This window comes from uncultured Caldilinea sp. (genome assembly GCF_937128415.1).
Taxonomy (GTDB): Bacteria; Chloroflexota; Anaerolineae; order Caldilineales; family Caldilineaceae; genus Caldilinea.
On sequence record NZ_CAKZMJ010000082.1, the window covers coordinates 51,349 to 74,434 of the forward strand.

14 protein-coding genes, 6 tRNA genes and 1 other RNA gene are annotated in these 23,086 nt (G+C 63.0%); 4 read left to right on the plus strand and 17 right to left on the minus strand.

Features of this window, described 5'->3' with window-relative positions:
• The first annotated feature begins 121 nt into the window (after positions 1-121).
• The gene (locus Q0367_RS15690) at positions 122-4,030 is read left to right on the plus strand and encodes a DUF4397 domain-containing protein (protein ID WP_298983393.1); all 3,909 of its coding nucleotides are present in this window, start codon (positions 122-124) and stop codon (positions 4,028-4,030) included.
• A gap of 226 nt (positions 4,031-4,256) precedes the next feature.
• Here Q0367_RS15690 and Q0367_RS15695 read toward each other — a convergent pair whose 3' ends face one another.
• On the minus strand, positions 4,257-4,766 hold the full coding sequence (locus Q0367_RS15695) for a hypothetical protein (protein WP_298983395.1): 510 nt from the start codon (positions 4,764-4,766) through the stop codon (positions 4,257-4,259).
• 462 nt (positions 4,767-5,228) lie between these two features.
• Here Q0367_RS15695 and Q0367_RS15700 point away from each other — a divergent pair, with 462 nt between their 5' ends.
• Both Q0367_RS15700 and Q0367_RS15705 read left to right on the plus strand, forming a co-directional pair.
• Positions 5,229-8,492 carry a S8 family peptidase gene (locus tag Q0367_RS15700; RefSeq protein ID WP_298983397.1) on the plus strand — a complete coding sequence of 1,088 codons (3,264 nt, stop codon included), beginning with the start codon at positions 5,229-5,231 and terminating at the stop codon, positions 8,490-8,492.
• Positions 8,493-8,642: 150 nt separating this feature from the next.
• A complete protein-coding gene (locus tag Q0367_RS15705; RefSeq protein WP_298983399.1) occupies positions 8,643-9,602 on the plus strand; it encodes an aldo/keto reductase in 960 nt (319 codons plus the stop codon).
• Between the two features lie 254 nt (positions 9,603-9,856).
• Here Q0367_RS15705 and Q0367_RS15710 read toward each other — a convergent pair whose 3' ends face one another.
• Complete coding sequence (locus Q0367_RS15710) at positions 9,857-10,072, minus strand: hypothetical protein (RefSeq protein ID WP_298983401.1); 216 nt, start codon at positions 10,070-10,072, stop codon at positions 9,857-9,859.
• A gap of 157 nt (positions 10,073-10,229) precedes the next feature.
• Between Q0367_RS15710 and mgtE the strand changes: the two genes are divergently transcribed.
• Entirely contained in the window at positions 10,230-11,582 is a 1,353-nt protein-coding gene (gene mgtE, locus Q0367_RS15715) for a magnesium transporter (protein WP_297638433.1), read from the plus strand.
• A 261-nt stretch (positions 11,583-11,843) separates the two neighbouring features.
• On the opposite strand, the gene Q0367_RS15720 is transcribed toward mgtE, so the two are convergent.
• From Q0367_RS15720 to Q0367_RS15790, 15 genes are all read right to left on the minus strand, one after another.
• Positions 11,844-11,918 (minus strand) — tRNA-His (locus tag Q0367_RS15720).
• Positions 11,919-11,969: 51 nt separating this feature from the next.
• Positions 11,970-12,043 (minus strand) — tRNA-Gln (locus Q0367_RS15725).
• Positions 12,044-12,059: 16 nt separating this feature from the next.
• A tRNA-Phe gene (locus Q0367_RS15730) sits at positions 12,060-12,132 on the minus strand.
• Between the two features lie 50 nt (positions 12,133-12,182).
• Positions 12,183-12,254, minus strand: a tRNA-Gly gene (locus Q0367_RS15735).
• Positions 12,255-12,322: 68 nt separating this feature from the next.
• Positions 12,323-12,394: transfer RNA gene (locus Q0367_RS15740), tRNA-Ala, on the minus strand.
• 17 nt (positions 12,395-12,411) lie between these two features.
• Positions 12,412-12,497: transfer RNA gene (locus tag Q0367_RS15745), tRNA-Leu, on the minus strand.
• A gap of 50 nt (positions 12,498-12,547) precedes the next feature.
• Positions 12,548-13,001, minus strand: an RNA gene (gene rnpB, locus Q0367_RS15750) — RNase P RNA component class A.
• A gap of 345 nt (positions 13,002-13,346) precedes the next feature.
• The gene (locus tag Q0367_RS15755; protein WP_298983403.1) at positions 13,347-14,285 is read right to left on the minus strand and encodes a 1-phosphofructokinase family hexose kinase; all 939 of its coding nucleotides are present in this window, start codon (positions 14,283-14,285) and stop codon (positions 13,347-13,349) included.
• Positions 14,285-15,781 (minus strand): xylulokinase, encoded by a 1,497-nt coding sequence (gene xylB, locus Q0367_RS15760; protein ID WP_298983405.1) that lies wholly within the window; start codon positions 15,779-15,781, stop codon positions 14,285-14,287. Before xylB ends, Q0367_RS15755 begins: the two co-directional genes overlap by 1 nt.
• Complete coding sequence (locus Q0367_RS15765) at positions 15,778-16,983, minus strand: carbohydrate kinase family protein (RefSeq protein WP_298983407.1); 1,206 nt, start codon at positions 16,981-16,983, stop codon at positions 15,778-15,780. The genes xylB and Q0367_RS15765 overlap by 4 nt, the downstream gene beginning before the upstream one ends.
• The gene (locus tag Q0367_RS15770) at positions 16,984-18,504 is read right to left on the minus strand and encodes an L-fuculokinase (protein WP_298983410.1); all 1,521 of its coding nucleotides are present in this window, start codon (positions 18,502-18,504) and stop codon (positions 16,984-16,986) included.
• A 4-nt stretch (positions 18,505-18,508) separates the two neighbouring features.
• On the minus strand, positions 18,509-19,354 hold the full coding sequence (locus Q0367_RS15775; RefSeq protein WP_297638421.1) for a carbohydrate ABC transporter permease: 846 nt from the start codon (positions 19,352-19,354) through the stop codon (positions 18,509-18,511).
• A 3-nt stretch (positions 19,355-19,357) separates the two neighbouring features.
• Positions 19,358-20,257 carry a carbohydrate ABC transporter permease gene (locus Q0367_RS15780; RefSeq protein WP_297638418.1) on the minus strand — a complete coding sequence of 300 codons (900 nt, stop codon included), beginning with the start codon at positions 20,255-20,257 and terminating at the stop codon, positions 19,358-19,360.
• A 116-nt stretch (positions 20,258-20,373) separates the two neighbouring features.
• Positions 20,374-22,002 carry an extracellular solute-binding protein gene (locus Q0367_RS15785; RefSeq protein WP_297638415.1) on the minus strand — a complete coding sequence of 543 codons (1,629 nt, stop codon included), beginning with the start codon at positions 22,000-22,002 and terminating at the stop codon, positions 20,374-20,376.
• Between the two features lie 242 nt (positions 22,003-22,244).
• Positions 22,245-23,024, minus strand: a complete 780-nt coding sequence (locus Q0367_RS15790; protein ID WP_297638412.1) for a class I fructose-bisphosphate aldolase — start codon at positions 23,022-23,024, stop codon at positions 22,245-22,247.
• Between the last annotated feature and the right edge of the window lie 62 nt (positions 23,025-23,086).

The window sequence follows — 23,086 nt, forward strand, 5'->3', positions numbered from 1 at the left end:
ACATATTAATTGTCGACTCGGCGAGCAAGATGCTCCGGAGTGGATACGCGCCTATCTCCAAATGGGCGACGTCTAGATCGCAGCGCTTCATCACGATTACAATCTAGAAAAAGGAGTCACAATGAGAAGGACGATTCTCAACCTGCTGCTTGTGTCGGCGCTGGTGTTGAGCATGGTCACCCCCGCGTTTGCTCAAGATCAGACGCCGGACGCGCCCGATAATCTTTTCTCGAACCGCGTCTATCTGCCTGCAGTGTCAGGCTCTGGAGGGGCGCAGGCCAGCGATGAAGATGAGGATTTGTCTCCTCCGGTCACCGTCGTTGAGGTGGACGCAGAGAGCGTCGGCGGAGTGACGGCCAGCGCGCGGCCGGCGCGGCCTCTGCCCGCCTGGGTGGCTGCCGCCAAACTGGACGCGCCGGTCGAAATCCCCGATTTCAACCAGCTCAAGCTCAGCCCGGCGCTGGCGACCGAGGGCGCGCAGGATGTCATCATCCGCTTGAGCCAGCCTTCGGTCAGCGAAGTGATTGCGGCCGCCGTCGTGCGGGGCGCCGCCGTCTCCTCCGCCGAGCAAATGGTGCAGGCTTCGGCGGTCGATCAACAACAGGCGAGCGTTCTGGCCGAGCTGCAACAGCTCGATCCCAATGCCGTGGTGTGGGGAACGACGCGCGTGGCGCTCAACGCTGTGCTCGCCAACACGACCTACGACGCCCTGAAAGAGCTGGCGAAAAACCCGGCGGTGGTGGCGGTGCGCCCGGTCAAAAATTACGAACGCGACTTGAGCGAGACCGTTCCCTACATCGGCGCCGGCATTGTCCAGAAGGCGTTCGGCTACGACGGGTCCGGCGTCAAGGTGGCGGTGCTCGACAGCGGCATCGACTACACGCACGCCAAATTAGGCGGCGCAGGGACGCTGGAAGCCTATCGAGCCGCCTATGGCGTCGGCCCCAACGACCCTGCCAACAAGCAGCGCAACGGCCTCTTCCCCACAGAAAAGGTGGTGGAGGGCTTTGACTTCGTCGGCGAGGCTTGGCCGAACGGCCCGCTTGCGCCGGACGATGACCCCATCGACTTCGACGGCCACGGCACGCACGTCGCCGACATCATCGCCGGCCTGCCTATGCCGGACCCAAGCCGGGCGCGCGTGCGCGTGGTGCACGCTTCGCCCGATGCGCCCAATGTCGACGTGCTCGTCAACGACGGTCTGGCCTTCGCAGACGTCGCTTTCCAGGAGATCACCGGCTATGCGACGCTGCCGCCGGGCGACTACAACGTGAAGGTTGTGCCGGCCGGAGCCGCCGCCCCGGTGGTGATTGAAGCCAATTTGACGCTCGAAGCCGGTAAAGAGTACACGGTGATTGCCAAGGACGTGCTCGCCTCGATCGGCGCGTTGGTGCTGGTCGATGACAACAGCGCGCCCGCTGCAGGCAACGCGCATGTGCGCTTCGTCCACCTCTCGCCGGATGCGCCGGCGGTCGACATCGCCGTGGCGGGCGGCCCGGTGATCTTCGCCAACGTGGCGTTCGGCGAGGTCGGCGCGTACACGCCGGTTCCCGCCGGCACATACAACCTGGAGGTGCGCCTGGCGGGCACGAACACCGTCGTCCTGCCGTTGCCGGGCGTGCGATTGGCGGCCGGCCGCGTCTACACCGCCTATGCCTTCGGTCTGGTCGGCGACGGCACTCTGACGGCCGGCTTCAGCGTCGACAACAGCGACCAGGGCGGCGTCGGCGTGGCGCCGGGTGCATCGCTGTATGCCGTCAAGGTCTGCTCGTCGATTTCGCCGGCCTGCAGCGGCGTGGCGTTAATCCAGGCGATGGACTACATCCTCGACCCGAACGGCGACGGCGACACCAGCGATCGCGTCGACATCGTCAACATGTCGCTCGGCGCGCTCTACGGTCAATCCTTCGACGACGATCTGTCGCAGGCGGTCGAGCACGCCTCGGCGGTCGGCGTCCTCACGGTCGCTTCGGCGGGCAACTCCGCAGATAAGCCGTATGTCACCGGCACGCCGGCGGCTGCGCCCAGCGCGCTCTCCGTCGCACAGACCAGCGTGCCGTCGGGCTTCTTGCCCTTCCTGCAGGTGCTGCAACCGGCGAGCATTGCCGGCAGCTATCAGGCCGTCTTCCAGCCCTGGTCTGCGCCGTTGACCTCCGTGATCGAAGCGCCGCTGCAATACGGCAACGGCGCCGGCGGCAATTTGCTCGGCTGCGATCCCTTCCCCGCCGGTTCGCTGGCCGGCAGGGTCGTGCTCGTCGATCGCGGCGTCTGCGCATTCAGCATCAAAATCAGCAACATCGCGGCGGGCGGCGGCCTCGCCGGCATCATCGGCCTGGTGGCGCCGGGCGAACCCTTCGAGGGCGGCTTCGGCGGCGGCAACCCGGACGTTCCCGCCTTCATGATCAGCCAGGCGGACGCCAACCGCATCAAAAGCGGGCTGGCCGCAGGCGTAGTGGTGCGCCTCGACCCAACCTTCGGCATTCCGCTGGTGCGACACATGGTCGGCTCCTCCTCGCGCGGGCCGGCGATGAGCGACAACATCATCAAGCCCGAGATCGGCGCGCCCGGCGCTTCGGTCTCGGCGGTGGTCGGCACCGGCACAGGCGTGGAGCCTTTCGGCGGCACCTCCGGCGCAGCGCCGATGGTCGCCGGCGCGGCGGCGCTGCTCATGCAGGCCTATCCGCACCGCACGATTTACGAGATCAAGGCAGCGCTGGTCGGCACGGCGGAGACGAATATTCGCAACCGACCGGTTCTGGGCGGCGGCCCGCTGGCGCCGATCACCCGCATCGGCGGCGGCGAAGTGCGCGTCGACCGCGCGCTGACCAGCCCGCTGGTGGCCTACGACGCAGAGACAGGCGCGCCCACGCTCTCCTTCGCCTTCCATGAGGTCAGCCAGACCAAGCTGCGCCTCTCGAAGTGGGTGGCGGTGCGCAACTACAGCCTCAAAAACGTGAAGCTGCGCGTCTCTGCAGACTTCCGCTTCGCCGACGACGCGGCCAACGGCGCCGTCACCGTCCGCGTGCCGCGCACGGTCGACGTTCGCGCCAATGACTGGGGATACTTCGAGGTCAAGATCGAGATCGACGGCGCCAGGCTGCGCAACTGGAACCTCAACTCCGGTGCGCTCGGCGCCAGCGGCGATGCGCTGACGGTGATGGAGTACGACGGCTACATCTACATGACCGATACAGCCGACGGCGCCAACCGCATCCAGCTCCCGTGGCAGGTGTTGCCGCGCAAGGCCGCCGACGTCACGCTGCGCAACCTGAAGCGCGCCGATGTGCAGGTGCGCAACCGCGGCGTGGCGACGGCGACGGTGGAAAGCTACTCGCTGATCGGCGCCAACTACAATCTGCCCAGGGGCGGCCCCGGCGAGCAGAACCCGGCGCCAGACTTCCACTACCTCGGCTACGCCACCTATCCGGTGCCGGCCGGCTTCTGCAGCGCCAATCCGTCGTTCATCCTGGCCTTCGCTGTCAACACCTGGGAGCGCCAGACGCACGCCAATGCGCCGCTGAGCGTCGAAATCTTCCTCGACACCAACCAGGATGGACAGGACGACTATCTGGTGCTCAACCGCGACCTGACGCTCAACAACCTGACCGACGGTCGCAACGTCACCTGGGTGGCCAACCTGCGCACGGGCGCGGCGAACGCCTTCTTCTTCACCGATCACTACACCAACAGCGGCAACACGGTGCTCTTGCTCTGCGGCGAACAGATCGGCATGAACGCAAGCAACTTCTTCCAGCCGATGAACATCAACGCCTACGCGCGAGACATCTACTTCACGGGCGAAGTGACGGATAAGATCGAAGGCGTCACGATTGCACCGCTGGGCGAACGTTACCTGGGCGTTTTCCAGAATGGCGGCGTGGGCTTCACCGAGATCGGCTTCCGCCAGAACGACGTGTTGACGGTCGTGGACACGGGTTCGCGCACGAACAATACGGAGTTCGGCCTGTTGCTGCTCTATCGGCCAGGCGCGCCGGTGAACGCCGAGGCGGGCGTCGTGATCGTGCGGTGATAGGTTCAGCCAATCTGACAAGGTTCGTTTGAAAAAGAGCGGGGGAAGCCGGGCTTCCCCCGCTCTTTGATGCATTAGAAAGGCGTGGTACGCCCCGGGAACTGCGGCTACGAGCCGCAGCTACGCGTGAGCCGAGAACTGCGGCTACGAGCCGCGGCTACGCGTGGGCCGGGAACTGTGGCTACGAGCCGCAGCTACGTGTGACTCGGGAAATGCGGCTCAGGCGCTACTGATCAGGCGCCGGCTCCGATACTCGCCCTGCTCCTGCGGGCAGTGGATTCTCACACAGCTTGAAAAATCCGCTGCGGCTCGCTCGATAGTCCAGTTGATGGTCGCCCGCCTGAACGATGATGTGATAGCCCTCCACAAGGGCCTGGGTGTACATCATGTCCGGCTCCGGGCAACCGAGCGAGCCATCCGACCAGACGACTGCTTCATCCTGCAATACAACCAGGGCGTTGCGTTCGAGGCCGGTGCGGCCGGCTGCGTCCGCCAGAATGGCCTCCAGCAGGTCGGCGGGCGCTTCGCCGGTGACGCCGCCAGAGGGCGCCGGATATTCTGCAAGCGGCGTCAGCAGCGGTGAGAGCGGCGACGCCGGCGCCTCCAACGGCGAAGGTGGGGGCGCCTCCTGTTCCATGGGCGTCTTCGGCTCCTCCGCGGGAGGAGGGGTGCAACCGGCGAACGCCAGCAGCGCCGCAACGCCGATCAGCAAAATGAACGAGTGCTCTTTCATCATATGCGTTTGCCCTTTTCAATCGATTGAGATCCTCTGGCTGCAACGATTCAACCTTTCCTCGTAAAGGGGACGAAAAGCGGCCGGGAAACGTTCCGCGTCCCTGTTTCGTGATTAGTGGGAAGAAGTGCAAATGTTCAAAAAATAAGGTGATACGGTTGGGGGATCGTAGAACACATCTTTCCGGGCTGCTTCAGGCTTTTCCTGGCAAAGTGTGTTTAGCTCGTACAACCTCCATTTCGATAAAAATTGTAAGCTTGGACGGATTGAAAGCGGACGCAGCAATGAGATATAATCAGACGATTTCCCCGCCTCTCTTGACACTTCGTTCCTCATTCAATCGATCAGCGCTCCTATGAGCGGACAACGGCCACATCGGCAAAGGAGGTGAGCTGCAAAGTTACAACGAATACACTTCACCCATCATTCACTTTCTCGGCCACAGGTGTCAAAGGAGATCACCGTATGTCCCGAAAACTCAGAACCATCCTCATCAGTTTTCTCGTCCTTGGGCTTCTTGTCTCGAACATTGTCCCTGTTTCAGCGCAAGACGCCCCTCTATCTCCGTCAGAGCCCAGTCATCATATTTTCTTGCCGGCGGTTTCCTCCGGCGGTCAGAGCGACGTTGCGCAGACGCCCACGCCGGCCGGGCCGCTCGGGCTCGGCGCCGCTCCGGCCGCCGACTCGATCGAGACGGTTGAGAAAGCAGAAGTCAGCGCCAGCGCGCAGTTGCCGCCCGATCGGTTCCGTCTCGCCAGCGTGATCGTCGTGATGGATGAAGGCGCCGATCCGGCCGCCGCAGCTGCAGCCGGTCAGGGACAAATTGTTCATCGGTACACCAGGATTTTCAACGGCGCCTCCATGGTGTTGCCGGAAGCCAATATCGGTCAGGTTGCCAACGCTCCCGGCGTGAAAGCAGTCTATCTGGATGAGCTTCGCCAGCTCGACACCTATCGCACGCCGGAGTTCATCGGCGCGACTGTGGCTTGGGCCGCGCTCGGTGGACAGAGCAACGCCGGCGAAGGCGTCGTCGTCGGCATCCTGGACAGCGGCGTCTGGCCGGAGAATCCGGCTTTTTCTGACCCCGATCCGAGCGGCAAGCCTTACCCTGCGCCTCATGGCGGCCCATACGCCTGTGATTTCGGCAACACGGCCTGGAACCCCAATGACGCGCCCTTCACCTGCAACAACAAGTTGATCGGTGCGTATAAGTTCCTCGACACCTATCGGCTTGTGATTGGCCAAACGCCGAATGAATTCAACTCGGCGCGCGATGACGACGGCCACGGCACGCATACGGCTTCGACGGCGGCGGGCAACGGCGGCGTGACCGTGTCGCTTCTCGGCCGCGACCTGGGACTGATCTCCGGCATAGCGCCGCGCGCCCACATCATCGCCTACAAAGTCTGCGGACAGCAGGGCTGCTTCCTCAGCGATTCGGCGGCCGCCATCGAGCAGGCGATCCGGGACGGCGTCGATGTGCTCAACTTCTCTATCAGCGGCGGCGCCAATCCCTATACAGACGTCGTCTCCCAGGCGTTCCTGCAGGCCTACGCCAACGGCGTTTTCGTCGCAGCCTCCGCCGGCAACAGCGGCCCGACCGCAAACACGGTGAACCACAGAGGGCCGTGGGTCACCACCGTGGCCGCCAGCACCTCAGACCGCAGCTTCCTGAGCACGGTCACCCTCTACAGCGCAGGAGGGGCGACGCTCTCCCTGGTCGGCGCCAGTTTAACCGCCGGCGTCAGCACGCCGGCGCCCGTCGTTATCAACAGCGCCGATCCGCTCTGCCAGACGCCCGCCGCGCCTGGGTCGTTCGCCGGCCAGATTGTCGTCTGTCGCCGCGGCGTCAACCCGCGCGTGGAAAAGAGCGCCAACGTGGCCGCCGGCGGCGCAGTCGGCATGTTGCTGTACAACCCGACGCCGCAGGGCACGAACACCGACCTTCACTCGATCCCCACCGTCCATCTCGAGGCAGGGGAAGGCGCCCAGCTGCTTGACTTCCTCGCCAACAACGCCGGCGTGACCGCCACCTTCACCGACGGCGCGCCGGGCGTGGTGCAGGGAGATGTGATGGCCGGATTCAGCTCGCGCGGCGGAACCGGCCAGACGTTGGGCGTCAGCAAACCGGACATCACTGCGCCGGGCGTGAACATTCTGGCCGGCTACACCGGTCTGCAATACGGCGCGTCCACGCCGCTCTTCAACTTCCTCAGCGGCACCTCGATGTCCAGCCCGCACATCGCCGGCGTCGCCGCGCTTCTGAAACATCTGCATCCGGACTGGACGCCAGGGCAGATCAAGTCGGCGATCATGACGACGGCCAGGGTCGCCGGCGTCGTCAAGGAAGATGGCGTCACCCCGATCAACGCCTTTGACGCCGGCTCGGGCCGCGTCGACGTAGCCGCCGCCATGAATCCTGGTCTCACCTTCGATGAGACGGCGGCCAATTATATGGCGTTGCAAAACGCGCTGTGGAACGCCAACTACCCCAGCCTCTACCTGCCCAATATGCCGGGCAAGATCACGGTGCAGCGCACCGTGCGCAGCGTCGATCCCCGCCCTCGCACCTGGAGGGTGAACGTCTCCGCTCCGCCGGATGTGAGCATTGTGGTTCCAAAGCAGATCCGCATCAACCCCGGCCAGTCGGTTACGTTCGACATCACGGTGGACGCCCGCTACGTGCCGCTGGGGCAGGTGCGTTTTGCAACCATAGAGTTTGTGCAAGAGAATCGGGTGTTGCGCTTCCCTGTCACGCTGGTGCGCGGCGAGCCTGCCGTCAACGTCTCCAAACAGTGCAATCCCGCCGTCTTCCCGCGCGGCGCGCGCACCACCTGCACGATTACGCTCCGCAACACCTCGTTCCAGACGGCGGCGGTCGACTTCTTCGATCAACTTCCGCCGCAGCTGAGCCTCGATCCGCAGACGGTGGTGAACGCCACGGTGTGGGGCAACGGCGTTGTCTTCCAGGGCAATCTCGCCGGCGCGCAGCCGCCGATCGTGACCATCGCAGCGACCGATGACTCGCCGGCCGGCTACTTGCCGCTCTCCTTGTTCGGCGTGGCCCCCATCGCCGGCGTAGGCGATGAGACGATCTCCAACTTCAATGTCCCGGCTTTCACCTTCGGCGGCAAATCCTGGACGCGCGTTGGCCTCGTGAGCAACGGCTACGTCGTCGTAGGCGGCGGCGCAGGAGCGGATGTGCAGTTTATCAACCAAAGGCTTCCGGACCCAGCCAGGCCCAACAATGTGCTGGCGCCCTATTGGACCGATCTGAATCCGGCCGCAGGCGGCGCCATGCGCATCGCCATTCTCACAGATGGAGTCAGACAGTGGCTGGTCTCCGACTGGGAGAATGTGCGTGAATATGGCTCCGGCCGCCCCAACTCCTTCCAGGTCTGGATTCGGCTGGGAACCGTCGAGGACATCACCTTCACCTATGGCAACGTCAACGATGGCGACGGAGGGTTCCTGACCGTAGGCGCCGAAAATGAATTCGGCAACAGCGGTCAGAACTACTATTACAATGGCCAAGGGGTGTTGCCCACCGCAGGGACGGAGCTGCGCGTCAGTTCAACCCCAGGCGCGCCTGGCGAAGTCCGCGTCATCACCTTCCAGGCTGTCGGCGCAAGACGAGGCGCGTGGAGCAATTGCGCCTTCCTTTGCAGCCCGGAAATCTTCCAGGGCGACAACATTGCTTGCTTCAACGGCGAAGTGACGCAGCGGTGAAGCCTCGCGCATCCTGGCTTCGATCTCGGACGTTCCTGGCGTAAAAGAAAGGGGGCGGTGCATGCACCGCCTCCTTTCTTTATAGTTATGATATGATTTCGTTTGGTCTTTGATTCCGTCGCATTTTTTCAACATGAACGAGGTTTAACCATGCAGTACGGTGAAATTCCCGGCGTCGCCAAACCGGTCGCCCGCCTGATTCAGGGCACGGTGATGATCGGCTCCGACAAAATGGACTACAGCTTCAAGCTGCTCGATGACATCCTGGCCTTGGGCGGCAACACCTTCGACACTGCCCACGGCTACGGCAACGGCGACTGCGAACGCACCCTGGGGCGCTGGATCGAGGCGCGCGGGGTGCGCGATCAGGTCGTCGTCATCACCAAAGGCGCGCACCACAACCAGGATCGCGCCCGCGTGACGCCCTTCGATATCACCTCCGATCTGTTCGACTCGCTGGCGCGCCTGCGCACCGACTATATCGATCTCTATCTCCTCCATCGCGACGATCCAAGCGTTCCTGTCGGCCCGATCGTCGAAGTGCTCAACGAACACCTGGCTGCAGGTCGCATCCACGCTTTCGGAGGATCAAACTGGAGTCACCGCAGGCTGCAGGAAGCCAACGAATATGCGGCTGCGCACAACCTGACGCCCTTCGCCGTCTCCAGCCCTCACTTCAGCCTGGCGATTCAGTTCAAGGAACCGTGGGCCAATTGCGTCACCCTGACCGGAGACGCCAACGCCGAGGCGCGCGCATTCTACGCGCAGACAAAGATGCCGGTGTTGGCGTGGTCCAGCCTGGCCGGCGGCTTTTTCAGCGGCCGTTTTCGTCCGGACAACCTCGATTCCTTCACCACCTATCTCGACCGACTGTGCGTCCAGAGCTATTGCTATCCGGAGAATTTTGCGCGGCTGGAGCGCGCCCGCCGGCTCGCCGAGCAGCGCAACGCAACGCTGCCGCAGATCGCCATGGCGTACGTCCTGGCGCAGCCCTTTCCGGTCTATCCGCTGGTGGGATGCGCCAATGGCGCCGAGTTCGCCGCCAACGCCGCTGCTCTGGACATCACGCTCTCTCCCGAGGAGATCGCCTGGCTGGAGCATGGCGGCTGAGGCCGTGATGGGCTGGCCGGACGCCCTATTTTGACAGAGGATGCATCGGGTGTTATGCTTTGCCTGTTTGAGTGGCCCGGCGCATTTCTGAAGACGCCTGTTGCGCTCAATCGAGATCGTCTGATCGGCGAACTCGTTCAGGCATGGAGATGCTCCGGTTTTCAGAGAAAAAGATGAGTCGCGAACACCCTTCTTCGGGATCGTTGCAAGTGCAAATCGATCCGGACAGTAGTGCGCCCGACGCAGACCCTGGTTCACGTTGGCTGCATCAGCGTCTTACAGGCGCCCAGGCTGTCAAACCAGACAAAAGCGGCGCAACTCGCCGCTGCATAGCGAATATAGACCGTCGTTGCGCGACCGGTGGACGCCCGGAAAACTGGCGGCGCCGGCAGTCCAGGCAGTCGAAACGAACGACGGCGGCGCCCCCTCCCTGAAAATGAGCCGGCGGGAGAGCGCCCGCCGCGATTCACCTGCTTTGCTGTCGCCGAACCGCCTGCACAATCGCTTGTGTCAGGCGGTTTTTTCTTTTCCTGACAAGCCGGCTTCTCCGTTCGTCCACCTCTGCGCCTCATGACAACTTACAGCAATGGATTACAGCAATAGAATTTTTCGTGGAGGTGGGGTCTTATGGTCGAGCCAATCGAACTGAGCGATGCACTGGAGCGACTCAACGCCTATCTGGAGAACAACGACCTGGAAAGCGCAGTGGCGTATCTGCGCACCCTCCATCCGGCCGACAGAGCGGAATTGTTATCTGAATTAGAGCCAGAACAGCAGGCAGCCATTATCGAGCACCTTCATGTAACGGAACTGGCCGAGGTCTTTGAGCAACTCGACGAGGAGGACATGGCCGACGTGGCCCAGCATCTCGACGTCGAGGAGCTGGCCGAGGTGCTCGACGAGATGGAGCCCGATATGGCCGCCGACCTGTTAGGAGAGTTGGAGCCAGAGCAGGCCGCCGAAGTGCTGGAACAGATGGAAGAACCGGCGGATGTCGCCTCCTTGATGAACTATGCGCCGGACACGGCGGGCGGCATCATGACGGCGCCGCCGCCCTCCTTACGCCGTTTCTGGACGGTGGCGGAGGCGCTTTGCTTCATCAAGCAGCATTACGCCCAGGAAGAAGATTTCTATTATCTGTATGTCCTCGACCGCTACGGCCGCCTGATCGGTCTGGTGAGCTTAAAGGCGCTCATTCTTGCCGAGCCTGAGCAGACCATCGAAGAGATCATGAATCGCAAGGTGATCTGGGTTCACGCCGACGCCGATCAGGAGGAGGTCGCCCAAATTCTGCAACGTTACGATCTCGTCGCACTGCCGGTCGTGGACAACGAACGGCGCCTGATCGGAGTCGTCACGATCGATGATGTGGTCGACGTGATCGAAGAGGAAGCCACCGAAGACATGTACAAGTTGGCGCAGATGAGCCCTGACTCAGAGATCTACAGCCCGATCCCGGAATCGGTGCGCAATCGACTGCCCTGGCTCATCGTCAACCTCGGCACCGCCTTTCTGGCCTCCAGCGTCGTCGCTCTCTTTGAAGGCACCATCGCGCAGGCTGCAGTGTTGGCGGCCTTCATGCCCGTTGTAGCCGGGCAGGGCGGCAACGCCGGCACGCAGACCATGACCATCATCGTGCGTTCTTTGGCCTTAAAAGAGATCGAGCCAAGGGACACCTTCTGGGCCATCTGGCATGAGGCGCGCGTGGGGATCATCAACGGCGTTGCGCTTGGCATTTTGGTGGCGCTCATCGCCTGGTTTTGGAAAGGCAATCCGTATCTGGGGGTGGTGATCGGCCTGGCCATGACAGGCAACCTGTTCGTCGCTGCGTTGGCGGGGGTGACGGTGCCCATGGTGCTCAAGCTGCTGCGCGCCGATCCGGCACTGGCTTCCAGCATTTTTGTCACAACGTTCACCGATGTCGGCGGTTTTTTCTTGTTCCTTGGCCTGGCGAGCTACTTTTTGCGCTACCTGCGCTGAACGCCTTCGCAATGGCATTTGACAAAAGATCGGCGATATGGGATACTGCTGCGCAGCTAGGTGAAGGTGTTCCGTGAAGACAACGAAACGCCGAGACCCAGCCTGACGACGCTATCCCACAACAAGGAGGTGATGTGCATGGACAGTACGCGTTTTAGTCTGTGTCCGGTAGCATCACCTCAGGGATATACCCTCTAGGTGCTACCGGACGCACAAAAGAAAAAGCCTCGGCGACGCCGAGGCTTTTTCTTTTTGATTTGCTGGGGCGACCAGTGGGGATTGAACCCACGACACCCAGAGCCACAATCTGGTGTTCTACCGCTGAACTATGGCCGCCATGCACAAAACATAAGTTTTTATTCGGGGCAGGTCTCCCTGCCCCGAAGCTGGCTGGGGGACAGGGATTCGAACCCCGATTGACGGATCCAAAGTCCGTAGTCCTGCCGTTAGACGATCCCCCACCGGGGCGTTGCCAGGTGCCGAGGCCCAGACTTGAACTGGGGACACCAGCATTTTCAGTGCTGTGCTCTACCGACTGAGCTACCTCGGCGCACTATGCTTTTTCAGGAAAAGGGTCGGCCTGCGAGCCGACCCTTCGAGAGCGGGCGATGAGATTCGAACTCACGACCTTCTCCTTGGCAAGGAGACGTTCTACCACTGAACTACGCCCGCATCATGTTATCGTACAGCTCTGTCAACCGGCGGTTGCGGCGTTCCCGTTGTGACGACGATTCAAAAGGTGGACCCGGTCGGATTCGAACCGACGATCTTCTCCTTGCAAAGGAGACGCCTTCCCGCTAGGCCACGGGCCCGCAACCTGGCTGAACCGTGGTGCCGACGAGAGGACTCGAACCTCCACACCTTAGCGGTAATAGATCCTAAGTCTATCGCGTCTGCCAATTCCGCCACGTCGGCATCGCCGCCGCTAACTCTGGAAAGTATACCTCACCGGTCGTGTCTATGCAAATTCAGAGCAACTTTGTACCCCCGATTCTGTCCACAGACGCTGGAATCGCTTCGCAACGTCTGCTCCGCCGTCATCTGTCTCACATCGCTTCTATCGACGATGTGGCGGTTTGTGGCCTGCCAGGTGTTGCCTGACTTCACCCGCACCGCTGCAGCAAGATTCAGCCAGCCTTGCGACCGCCGAACCCACTTGCCTTGCTCCCGATTGCACGCTCGCCCAGCCGACGACATTGCTGCCGCCGCTGGTGGGCTCTTACCCCACCGTTTCACCCCTTACCAGGCGCATTCGCAGCGCCGGCGGGACTCCTCTCTGTTGCGGTTGTAGTCGCAAGGTCGTTTCCAACCTTGCGCCCCCACTTGCTGTTTCGTGGGGCAATCTTCCCGGTCGAACCGGGTGGGAGTCGGGAAGTTCCTCTGCCGGTTTCCACCGACAGCGACGACGCAGTTGCTCTGAATTTGAACTTGTTAAGTTGCATTGATTGTTCAACAAAAGTTAGCGGCTTCATGCATAGCTTTGTGCATAACCGCAGTATATAAATATTGATACCATAAAACCGAAATTCTGTCAAAGTGCGCTCCTCTTTGACCTCTTGACATCTTCCTTCATCACGGCTGTAGGCCGTCACGTAGAGGGACGGGCTGCGCCGGCGAAAGTGCAGCCCGTCCCTCCCCTTCATCGTCCGATAGGCGCCTCCTTTCTGAAAAATCGCTCGATAAACCGATGAAACGCAGGCTGGACAACGCCGATCCCGAGGGCTGTGCAATTCCGAACGGGACAACCATTCCTGCTTGTCCAGTCTACGGTTTCAGCACCGTGATTTGCAGACGCTCGATCATTTGGCGTACGACGGGCTGCGCGTCGAAAGGAAGGCTGTCGTCCTGGACGTAAACAGCGCCGGTCGCCGCGCCCCAACGCGCCACCTCGATGGACGGCATTCCCTGCGCAAGCGCCCAAACCAACCCACCCAGCAGCGCATCGCCTGCACCCACCGCCGTGCGCACGCGCACCGGCGGCGGCGCTGCATGCACAAGGGTTTCGCCGTCGCTATACAGCAACCCTTGCGCGCCCATCGAAAGCGCCACGCGCCGCGCGCCCGCTGCATGAAAGGCGGCCACGGCGCGACATGCATCCTCCATCGACGTCACCCGCTCTCCGGTGAGGTCGTACGCCTCAGCTACATTGGGCTTCACCAGCTCCGGACGCGCCGCACAGCCCGCCCGCAAGGCGGCGCCGCTGGTGTCGAGCGCCGCCCATGCGCCGCCGGCGTGAAGCAGTTCGATCAGCTCGGCGTAGAAGTCCGTCGAAAGTCCGGGCGCCAGGCTGCCCGTCAGCACCCAGAGATCGCCGGGCTTGAGATGACGGCGCACGCAGGCGCGAAACTTCTCTTGCGCAGCCGCGGAGACCGGCGCGCCGGTCTGGTTCACCTTGATGTGCCGGCCCACGCGGAGGTCCACGATCATGACGTTAGTGCGCGTCTCTTCCTCGACGGTCACAAAATCCGTCGCAATGCCTTCGGCCTCCAGGCCGGCGCGGATCGCCATGCCTGCATAGCCGCCGACAAAGCCCAAAGCGGTGCTCTTTCCGCCCAGGCGCTGCAACGCACGCGAAACGTTGAAGCCTTTGCCGGCCCACACCCGCCGCACCGCCGTCGCCCGCAGCACCTCATCGAAGACAATCTCCGGCACATCCAGAAAGAGGTCGATGGCCGGATTGACGGAAACTGTATAGATGTTCATCACACAAAATGTCCTGCATTGCGTTGATAAAGCGCCCGAAACGCCCTCAGCCGTTCTTGATAGAAGCGATGCCGTTCGCCGTCCGGCTGCACCGGGTCGGCGTAGTGCGCCCACGCGTGCGCAGCCTCCACCGCGTCGAAGGCGCCGAGCGCAGCGCCGGCCAGAATGCACGCGCCTGCGGCCGACTGCTCCGCCGTGCGCAACGCCTGCACAGGCGCCCCGAAGACATCCGCCACCACTTGCTGCCAGAAGCGACTGCGCGCGCCGCCCCCCGCCAGCACGATCTGGCGAGGAGAGGCCCCCAACTCACGCAGCACGCCATAGGCGTTGCACGCCGCCAGCGTGACGCCCTCGACGACGGCGCGAATCAGGTGGCTGCGCCGATGGCTCAACGTCAGGCCGAAAAAGACCCCACGCGCCGTCGGGTCCATATAGGGCGTGCGCTCGCCGACGAGATAAGGCAGAAAGAGCAAGCCGTCTGCGCCGGGCGGCGCCTCGGACGCAAGCGCCATCATCCGGTCGTAGGAAACGCTTGTCGGATCGTCATAAAGTTGCTCGCGCAGCCAGTGCAGCGCCAATCCTGCGGCGAGCATGGCGCCCATCTGGTACCAGCCGGCGCGGCCTTCGCCGGGCTCCAGCGCGCTGCAAAAGGTGTGGATGCGCCCCTGCGCGTCGATGCGCACACTTTCACAAGGCTGCGCGAGCTGGCCGCCCGTGCTGATCGTCATCAAAAGCTGATCGCTGCGCACGACGCCAGCGCCGAGCAGGCTGCACGCCGTATCCGCCGCGCCGGTGGCCACAGGGAGACCGGCGGGCAGGCCGAGCGCTTGCGCCGCTTCCTCACAGAGACGGCCACAGATCGAGGCCGAAGGTTGCACAGGCGGGAGCTGGCTGCGCCGAATTTCCAAAAGAGCGAGCAGCTCGTCAGACCAGTCGCGGCGCACCTCGTCGAAGAGCAAGGCGCCGGCGGCGTCGCTTGGGTCGGTCGCAAAGACGCCGGTCAGCCAGAAGCGCAGATAATCTTTGGGCAGCAGGATCCTCTGCACCTGACGCCAAAGTTCCGGCGCATGGCGTTGAAACCAGCGCACGGTGGCCGCCTGAAAGCCGGTGGCTATCGGGCTGCCGGTGATGGCGTAGAGCCGCTGCGCGCCGATCCGTTCGGTGATCTCCTGGACCTCTTCTACGCTGCGGCGATCGGGCCAGATGACGGCCGGCGCCAACGGTCGATGGTCGGCGCCGAGCAACACGGTTCCATGCATCTGACCGGAGAGACCGATGGCGACGATCCGGTTTTGCGGCGCTTGCGCCAACACCGCGCGCACTGCGCCCGCCACGGCGCGGAGCCACATGTCCGGCGCTTGTTCGGCGCGATCCGGTTGAGGCTGTTCGATCGGATACTCAGCGGAGGCCGAGGCGACGACCGCGCCGTTCAGCGTCGTCAGCAGCGCCTTCACCGCCGAAGTGCCCAGGTCGATGCCCAGCAGGCATTCGCTCATGCGCCCTCCTCCCACTCGGCGTCGAGCGGGCTGCGCCACACCTGGCGCATGGCGTCGGGTCGCCAGCCGCTGGCGTCGATGCGCAGCGGATGTTTGGGCCAGCCGGCCGCGCGTCGCGCCTGCACCGCCTCCCAGGTGGGCACGCCGCCGGTGGCGTCTGGGCTTTCGACGCTGGCGGCGCCGACGGCAGTTGCATCCAGGATCGCCTCCTCGGCGGTGCGACCGTATAGCAAGCTGGTGAGCAGCCCCGCAATCGTGCAGTCGCCGGAGCCGGTTGTGCCCGCCAGGTTGGCGACGAAGCAGGGAGTCAACAGCTCCCGCCCGATCCACCCTGCGCGCGGCGAGGCGAAGGCCGCCCCCGCCGCCGCAATGCGACCGACGTCGTCTGTCGTGCGCAGATAAAGCCCCAAATCGCCCAGTTTGAGTGCAACCACCGCCGCTCCCATCTTGAGCAGCTCTTCGGCGAGGCGGCGCAACAGCTCGGCGTCCGGCATGTGCGGCGCTTCCCCATGTTGGATGGCGTCGAAGAGCGGACGGTCGAGCATGTAGATTGTCTCGTCAAGGCTCGGCGCAATGATGTCCACGTGGGGCAAGACGCGCGCAAGCAGCTTCCGCCAATCGATGCGGCCAGCCTCCGAGTTCGGATCGGGCTGGGCCAGATCCAACGAGGTCGTCACACCCAGGGTGCGCACGGCCTGCAGCAGCGCCGCCAGCTCGGCGCCGTCGTCGAGATACATGCGCCGCATGATGGGCGGATAGCCGAAGTGAAAGATTTTAGCCCCGCGCACCTTCTCCAAATCCACGTCGCCGGCGCTGAAGGTGTTGTTAGCGCCGGGGCAGTGCAGGAAGATGCGGTCCACACCCGGCGGGTTGATCACCAGCGTATAGGAGGAGTCCGCCTCCGGATCGACGATCATGCCTTCGGTGAGCGCCTCGTCGTAGCTGCGCACCACGTCGAGAATGGCGCGGCCAAAGAGGTCCGGGCCGATCTTGCCCATCAACCGCACAGGGACGCCCAGGCGATGCAGCGCAATGCCGGTGTTCGAGACCGCTCCGCCGGTCGAAACCAGCGCGGGCCCGACCTCGGTGAGTCGTCCAGGCCGGAAGATCGCAGCGATCGACTCGACCGCCTGCGTCCACGCCGGGATGATGTCCACGCAGATGTGGCCTGCAACGATGATGGAAGGGTGTCGATGCATCATCTACTCTTCTAAAGTCCCAATCACACGATGGATAGTGCGCACGGACGGGTACAGCTCCCGATAAACTCGCTCATACGCCTTCGCGTAGAAGGCCGCCGCAGTTGGCTCCGGCTCCACGAGGGCCGTGGTGTAGCGAACTGACTGCACGGCGGCGCCGACGTCGGCGTAGACGCCCGCGCCGAGGCCGGCAAGCATAGCTGCGCCCAAAGCCGTCGCCTCGTCGATGCTGACGACGCGCAGCGGATGGTTGTAGACACTGGCTTTAATGCGCATCAACAGGGGATTGCGCGTGCCCCCGCCGGTCGCCACGATGCGTTCGATGCGCGTGTCGCTCAGGTAGGGCAGCAGCGTATCGAGAGAATAGCGCGCTTCATACGCCAGCCCTTCCAATAGCGCCCGATAGAGCGCGCCGCGTCGAGCGTCGAAGGTTAACCCGACAAAGGTCGCTCGCGAATAGGGATCGTCGTAGCCGGGGTTGGCCGTGCGCAAATGGGGCAGGAAATAGACGCCCAGGCTCCCCGGCGAGACGGCTGCTCCTTCCTCGGCCAGCGCCTCATAGTCCAGCCCTGCGCCGATGTTCTCGCGGAACCATTCGATGCATGCGCCGGAGGTGTATAGCCCGCCCAGGATGTAATAGCCGCCGCTGACATGCACGCCCTGTGCATAACCGCGGCGCCCCACTTCCGGGTCCTTGAGCACCTTGTCCGTGGCGAGAAAGATCGCCTCCGCCGTGCCCAGCGAATCGAGCACGGCGCCCGGACGCATCACGCCCAGCGCCATGGCGCCGCAGACGTGGTCATGGCCGCCGGTCGTCACGACGGCGTGGGCAGGGAGGCCGGTCTGTGCGGCGACGTCGGGCAGCACGGCGCCCAGCTTCGTCCCGCTCGGCAGCAGAGGGGGCAACAGCGCGGGGTTCAGCCCGACCTCTTCCACCAGCTCGACGTTCCAACGCAGGCGCTCGATGTCCAGCATCAGCGTGCGCGAGGCGAGCGAAAATTCGGAGGCCGCCACGCCGCACAGTCGAAAAGTCAGATAGTCGGCGGCATTGAGCCAGCGCACCGTGCGCGCCAGCGCCTCTGGCTCGTGTTGCTGGAGCCAGAGAATTTTGCAGAGCGTAAAGATCGGCTGCAGCGACACGCCGCTGCGTCGAAAGATTTCGTCGGCGCCGAAGCGACGGCGCAGTTGCTCGGCCTGCTCCTTCGTGCGCGTGTCGAACCAGGCGATCATCGGATAGGTGGGCTGACCCGCAGCGTCGATGGGCGTCCCCGCCTCGCCTACGCTGGCGACCGCCACCGCCGCTACACGGCGCGGGTCGTCGAGCTGCGCAGTCATTGTGCGCAGCGCCGACGCCGTCTGCGACCAGACGGCGTCGGGGTCATAATACGCCCACCCCGGCTGCGGATAGACCGTAGGCGTGGGCGCGCTGGCATGGGCGACGATCCGTCCCTCCGGCGTGAAGGCGATGGCCTTGATATGCGAGGTGCCGAAGTCGACGCCGACCAGCAATGGCTCGGCCGCCATGGGACTATCCTTTCACTGCGCCGAGGGTGAGGCCGCGGATGATGTAGCGCTGCGCCAGCAGGGCGAAGACGATCGGCGGCAGCATGGTGAGCAGCACGCGCACGCCCACAAACCAGAACTGCACCCCGCGCGTGTGCTCGGCGCCGGCGATAATCACCGGCATCGGGATGGCGCGGTTGGTCGTCAGCGACAGGGCGAAGAGGAACTCGTTCCAGCTGAAGGCCATACAGATGATCCAGGTCGCCACCAGCCCGGGCAGGATCAGCGGCAACACCACGCGGGTGAACGCTTGAGAGACGTTGGCGCCGTCGACCAGCGCCGCTTCTTCCAGCTCCTGGGGCAGCTCGCGGATCATCTGGCTGAGGATGATCACCGGGAAGGGCAGCGTGAAGGTGGCGTTGAGCAGCACCAGCGAAAAGACGTTGTCGAGCAGCTGCAGCTGTCGCATGATCAAAAAGAACGGGATCACCACCACCACCGGAGGAAGAATGCGCTGCGAAATGAACCAGGTGGTCAGGTTAGCGTTGCCGCTTTTGCCAAAACGAAAGCGCGCCAGCGCGTAGGCAGCCAGCGTGCCGAGCAGCACGGCGAGCGTGGCGGCGCCCAGGGCAATGATGGTGCTGTTTATAAGCGCCTGGCGGATTTCAAGGATCGCCAGCTCCGAGACCCAGTGTTCAAGCGTGGGCTGAAATTGCAGGAAAGGCACCCACGCGCCTGATCGGAAAGTGTCGGCCGGCTTTTTGATCGAATTAACGAACGCCCAATAGAAGGGGAAGAGCACCCACAGCAGCGCCACCACCATCACGCCGCCGATCAGGATTGCTTGCACCGGTGAAGTTCTGCGCCGCATAGTTTAGCTCCTCTCTTCCTGATAGATGCTGCGAATGCGCCCAAAGAGCAGGGCGACGATCAGGCTGACGATGAACAGCAACAGGAATCCCTGCGCGGCGGCGTAGCCGTGGTCGAAAAAGCGCAGCGCCGTGCGATAGGTGAACAGGCTGTAGACCTCTGTGGCCCGCCCCGGGCCGCCGAGCGTCAGACTGGTGGGAATGTCGAACACCTTAAAGGCCTCGACCAGACGCAACAACAAGATTAGCCAGAGGATCGGCGTCATCAACGGCAGCGTGATGCTGCGAAAACTCTGCCACGCAGAGGCGCCGTCCACTTCAGCGGCTTCGTAGAGGTCGGCCGGCAGTCCTTGCAACGCCGCCAACGAAACCAGGAAAACAAAGGGCGTCCACTGCCAGATGTCGATGATGATCACCGCTACCAACGCCCAGAAAGGGTTGGAAAGCCAGGGGATGCCTGCGCCGCCCAACGCCCGCAGCAGCTCGTTGATGGGGCCGTTGATTTCGTAAAAAAGCGTGATGCTCAAATATCCCACCGCCACCGGCGTGGCGAAAAGCGGCAGCACCATGATGGCGCGCAACACGCTTTTGCCGCGCATTTCCCGGTTGAGCAAAAGCGCCAGCGCAAAGCCGAGCAACATCTGCACGGTGACGGTGACGATGACAAAAGTCAGCGTCACGCGCAGGCCATTGTGCAGGTTAGCGTCGGTGAACAGACGTAGATAATTGCCGAAGCCGACAAATTGATTAATTCGCCCAAAGCGAAAACTAAAAAAGCTCGTATAAAGTGCGTATAACAGCGGGAAAATCGTAAAGAGCAAGACCCAGATCACCGCTGGCATGATAAAGAAAAATTTGGTTGGGTCCGTTCGGCGCGGACGCGCAGGCGTCTCCGATGCGGCCATAGGTTGACACTCCGTTCATTTTGAAACAGCCTGTGACGGCGATTTGCGAGGATGCGGAGCGCTGCTCCGCATCCTCAAGCCATTTCCAGACGGGGTTGCCCCTCGACCTGTTGGCGTTACTCGAGGCCGAGAGACTTCACATAGATCTCGCGCTGGAGGTCGCGACCCAGGCGGTCGGTGATGGCGTTGAAGTCGTCCACTGTCGCCTTGAGCGCTTCGGCGGCGGTCTTCTGCCCCGTCGCCGCCTCGGAGAGGTGGATGTCCAGCGCAGTCCAGTACTCAAAGGTGCCCGGGATGCGCAGGTAGGGGAACATCAGCTCCGAGCCGAAGTTCTCGTAATAGGCGAAGGTGTAGGATTCGGCGTCGCCCGGGTCCCAGCCGGCGGCCACATAGCCGTCGATGGTGTTGGTGCCGGCCGGCGGCAGGTAGTGGCTGAAGCGGCCCGGATCCACGCCATCCCAGCCGCGGTAGGCGTAAACCTTGGACTTTTCAGGATGCGCCATCAACGCCAGCAGGAAGTAGGTGCAGTCCGGCGCGTCGGAGAACTTGGAGATGACGCCTGCCCACGAACCGCCGGTGGTGTTGCCGACCTTGTTGACGCCCTCCACCTGCTTCCACTGCCCGCTGGTGATGTCGTAGTACTGCGTGGTGCCGGGCATCGGCGCGGCGCCGGTCTTGCCCTTGACCTGGCTGCCCTCCTGCTGCGCCAGCGCGCCGAGGTCGCCCCACGTGAAGGTCAGCGCCGCCTGACCGCGCAGGAAGTGATCCCATGACTCACCGAGGCTCCAACCCATCATGGCCTCGGGGCCAAACTGGATCAGGTCGACCAACGCCTCCATCGCAGCCTGATGGCCAGGGCTGTCCATGAGCGGCTGCATCGTCTCCGGATCGAACCAGTAGAGCTTGGGATTGTCCGGCCCGATGACGAAGGGCGCCGAGAAGGACATGAAGTGGAACATGCCCTGACCGCCGACCTTGAGGTGCATGGTCAGGCCGTTATCGGGCGTGCCATCGCCGTTGAGGTCTTTGCCGTTGAAGTACTCCGCAACGTCGCGGAACTCCTGGATGGTGTCCGGCACCTTCAGATCGTAGCCGTATTGCGCTTTGAAGGCGGCCTGATGCTCAGGATCCTCGATCAGGTCGCGGCGATAATACATCACCTGACCGTCATGATCGTTGGCGACCATGTACAGCTTCTCATCATAGAAGAGCAGGTCGCGCGGGCCGGGCTGCACATCCTCGACATCCCACTTTGGATACTTGCCGGTCGTGTCGTTGTAATAGTCGTCGAGCGGCAGGATGTAGTCGCCGCCCACCAGGTCGCCGAGCCACCACGCGCCCGCGATCGACGTGTCATATTGGCCGGTGCCTGTGGTCAGGTCGGTGAGCAGCTTGGGGAAGTGTTCGGCGAAGGGCACTTCGACGATCTCGAGCTTGGCGCCGGTCGCCTTCTCGAATTCATCGCGCACTTCATAGAAGGGGCCGGAGATCGGGCCTTTCTCGCCGGCGGTGTTGACGATCACGGTGACCGTCTTGTCCCGGCAGAAACAGGCGTCGCCTTCGCAGGGTTGGGCCACAACGGGAGGAACCAGCTCGCCGGCCTCGACCACCGTTGCATACGTTTCACCTTCGGCCTCGCCCGTCGTCGGCGCAGGAGCCGTCGTAGGGGCCGGCGCAGGGCACGCCGTCAACACCATCGCTGCAATCACCAAAATGGGAATGAGAGGAAAGAAAACTTTGCGCATAGGTCTCACACTCCTTTTTTGTGGTAGTCCGACAAATTTGAATTGTAGACACTCAGTGCGACGCACTCCTTCAACCTATGCTTTCGTGTTTGGCTCGATAGACGCCTCCTTTCGTTTCATCTGCGCTTCCGCTTGTTCAGCGCCAAAGCCTCATGCGACGTATGACTTTTCACGGAAGTGTGGACGCAGCCATTGATGGATGCCCCGAGAAACTCCCTCCTCGGCATCCATCAATGCGCTGTTTATCCCAGCTCCTGCATCGCCTCGGCCACGCTGGCGCCGCCGTGGATGACGCGCTGCAAGGCGCGCACCATGCCGGCCGGGTTGTTGTGTTGCCAGATGTTGCGACCGAAGACGACGCCGCTGGCGCCTGCAGCCATCGCGCCGGCGACGACTTCCAACGTCTCTTCAACCGTGTTCATGCGCGGCCCACCAGCGATCAAACAGGGAACCGGGCAGTTCTCGATCACGGTGCGGAAACTTTCCGGCGAGCCGGTGTAGTACGTCTTAATGTAGTCGGCGCCATGCTCGAAAGCCAGCCGCGCCGCCGACGCCATCGCCAGCGAATCTTTGGCGTCGGGAATGCGAGGGCTGGGACAAGGCAGCGCTTCGACCAATAGCGGCAGGTTGGCCTGCATACACTCGCTCGCCACCGAGGCGACGATCTGGAGCGTTTTCAGCTCGACCGGAATGCCGATGAAAGCCATCAGCACCACTGCACTGGCGCCCAGCATCAGCGCATCCTCGACCGAATGCAACAGCTCCCATTCGGTGTAAGCCAGCCAATCTTCGCGATAAAGGCTGGGACCGCCGTCCAGACGCAGCGTCACCGGCACGCGGCCGGCGATCAGATTGCGATACTTCTTCATGACGCCGAAGGTGGTCATGACGCCGTCGGCGCCCGCCTCAATCACCGTCTCCAGCACCCTGCCGGGATCTTCCAGCCCTTCGATCACGCCGTGCGTGCGGGCGTGATCCATCGCTACGATCAACGCGCGGCCATCATTTCTAAGCACAGACATATGGATTTTTCCGTTTCTTTGTGAATATTCGTGCAGGATTTGCAATTTTGTTGCATTGTTAC